Source organism: Blastomonas sp., assembly GCF_041747255.1.
Classification (GTDB): Bacteria; Pseudomonadota; Alphaproteobacteria; order Sphingomonadales; family Sphingomonadaceae; genus Blastomonas.
On the sequence record NZ_JBGTFM010000151.1, the window covers coordinates 1 to 2,452 of the forward strand.

Genomic DNA, 2,452 nt, shown 5'->3' on the forward strand with positions numbered 1-2,452 from the left:
AGCCCGATGAGTGCGCCAACTACTTCAAATCCTTCGGCTATGAACCCGAATGAACGGAAACCGCTTGTCTTATGACTTTGTCGTCCGTTTGGGCCAGATTGAATTGCCCGATCCGGGGTGGCCACCCCGGATCGGGCGGAAAGGGACGGATCGCGAAACCGCCGGTCGTTGAGGGACCGGGTTAGAGTGGGATCGCCCCTTTCTTTTCCATGAGGCCTGAACGGATACCGGGGCTTTAAGGCCCGGATGACAAGCAAAGGACACCGGAAAAGATGAGCACGCCTATACCACAGACCCACCGCCAGCAAACCATCGGCATCGACATCTCGAAAGCGACATTGGATGCCCATGTCTTCCCCGCCGGGATCGACCGGCAGTTCGCCAACACTGCCAAGGGGCACAAGGCTTTGATAGCATGGCTTGCGCAATGGCCGGTCGAGCGAATTGCCTACGAGGCGACCGCCACCTACCACCGGGCACTGGAAATCGCGCTGGCTGACTGGCCTTGCGTGAAACTCAACCCTGAACGGGCAAGGCGCTTTGCCCAGGCCACCGGGACTCTGGCCAAGACCGACAGGATCGACGCCATGCTGCTGGCCCGAATGGCCGCCACGCTCCAGCCACCCGTCAGACCCGCCAGAAGCCCCGAGCAGTTGCAACTGGCCGAATTGATCAACGCCCGCGATGGGCTGGTCCGCGATCGCACCGCGCTCAAGAACCGCGAGAAGAACCTCACCATCGCTATCCTCAAACGCCAGTGCCGGCAACGCCTTGACCAGATCGAGCGCCACATCGCAGCCCTCGATGCCGAAATCGCCAGCATCGTTGCCGCCGATCCACTGCTCGCCCGGCGCCATGAAATAATCACCAGCATCGGCGGCCTTGGCACACTCACCGCCAACCAGCTCATCGCGACCATGCCCGAGTTGGGAACCCTCGAGAACAAACAGGCTGCATCGCTTGCCGGCCTCGCGCCTGTCGCCCGTCAGTCCGGAAAGTGGAAAGGCAAGAGCTTCATAAGAGGCGGCAGGGCCAACGTCCGCCAGGCGCTCTACATGCCAGCCCTCGTCGCTGCCCGCTTCAACCCCGATCTCAAGGCCAAATACCAGCAGCTCATCGCGCAGGGTAAACCCGCCAAGATCGCCATAACCGCCGTCATGCGAAAACTCATCGTCATCGCAAATACACTGCTCAAAGCAGACAGGCTGTGGGTTAGATCAATCGCTTGACCATCACGGATACTCTAATGCCGCGCCAGTCTCAGGGTGAAGCCACGTGCGGGCAGAATTAACGGTGATGAGCAAACAGCCTGCCCGACTGTTTTCCGCTGCCATGTATTTGACCACGAGTTGGTCTTTGATGGTGGCTTTCAGGTCAGCGGCGGAGCGGTCCTTCTCGCCAATCTTCAATTCGATTATCGCCTCATGTTCTGAGCCGGTAGAGCGAAGGCGGATATCGGTCTTCTTTTCATCGGCCGTCGCCGCTTCCTGATCGACCGTATAAGCACCGCTGGCATGCGTACGCAGTTCGCGGGCGATCTGCTGGCGCATGATTTTCTCGTCCTTAATGAGCGCCCAAGCCGCACGGGGTGAATCATCACGCAGCAACGCATCGTCGATATCGTCCAAGCGATCGTTCAGAAGGGCGAACAACTCATCACGCGTCAGCGGTGGCAGTTCGCCATAACGATCGAGCGCCACGATGTCGGCCTCGGTGAAGGCGGCTGCGTCCGCCTCCTCGGCTGCCCGTTCGCGAGCCATGGCCAACGCCCGGTCTTTTAAGTCGGCAAAGAGCGGATCGTCGGCCAATCTGAGTTTGATTGCCCAACCTTCAGCCCCGGTGGTCGACAAAAGCGCATTGACGATATTGCTACGCCCGCGTTCGGCGTGATCGCGCGCGTTGGGCGAAAAGCTGCCCTCCTCCCGCACAATATCGTCGGAGGGGCGGATATACTGGTAGGCAAGGCGTGCGAGCCGAAGCAGCAAATCCGGGGTGAAGCCGGACGCCGAAAGATAAGTTTCCCCATCACCATGCCGGTCGCCAAAAGGCGAACTGAACCAATCCGTTGCCGGACCGAATTTTGCTGGTGCATGTGACTTTATGGTTTTCTCAAGCGCATCAATCCCATCCGCAGCGTCGAGCCGCATCAGAACCGGCAACCAAATGCTGTTCACCGAATCTTTCGCGCCCTCGGCCAGTTCGGTCTTCGCGAGCGTATGGATGTGCGCCGTGATGTCGGAGTCGCCATGCTGCGCGAGGATTTGAACCACTTGGCGAAGCCGGTTCGCGCGGGCCGTTTCATCCTCGTTGTGCCCATCCGCAGGCGCTCGCCCTTGGCGCACCGGCCATGACTGCGTGTCATGTTCGTCGCCGTCCACGTCTCGTCGATGAAGACGAGGCGCTCAGGATCGAGATCGAGCTGGCCATCGAACCAGCGCTGTCGTTGCCTCAG

At 60.0% G+C, this 2,452-nt stretch carries 2 protein-coding genes and 1 pseudogene; 1 reads left to right on the forward strand and 2 read right to left on the reverse strand.

Annotated elements, in window-relative coordinates; translation table 11 throughout:
• Positions 1 to 272: 272 nt before the first annotated feature.
• Entirely contained in the window at positions 273 to 1,229 is a 957-nt protein-coding gene (locus tag ACEW8G_RS05350; protein ID WP_373487408.1) for an IS110 family transposase, read from the forward strand.
• A 3-nt stretch (positions 1,230 to 1,232) separates the two neighbouring features.
• Here the strand turns inward: ACEW8G_RS05350 and ACEW8G_RS05355 are convergent, their stop codons facing one another.
• Complete coding sequence (locus ACEW8G_RS05355) at positions 1,233 to 2,270, reverse strand: hypothetical protein (RefSeq protein WP_373487409.1); 1,038 nt, start codon at positions 2,268 to 2,270, stop codon at positions 1,233 to 1,235.
• A gap of 47 nt (positions 2,271 to 2,317) precedes the next feature.
• A pseudogene (locus ACEW8G_RS05360) lies at positions 2,318 to 2,452 on the reverse strand (IS630 family transposase); the annotation flags it as partial.

Bases quoted from the DNA above. Each gene is read 5' to 3' on its own strand.
- ACEW8G_RS05350 (WP_373487408.1), top strand. From the start codon at position 273: ATGAGCACGCCTATACCACAGACCCACCGCCAGCAAACCATCGGCATC.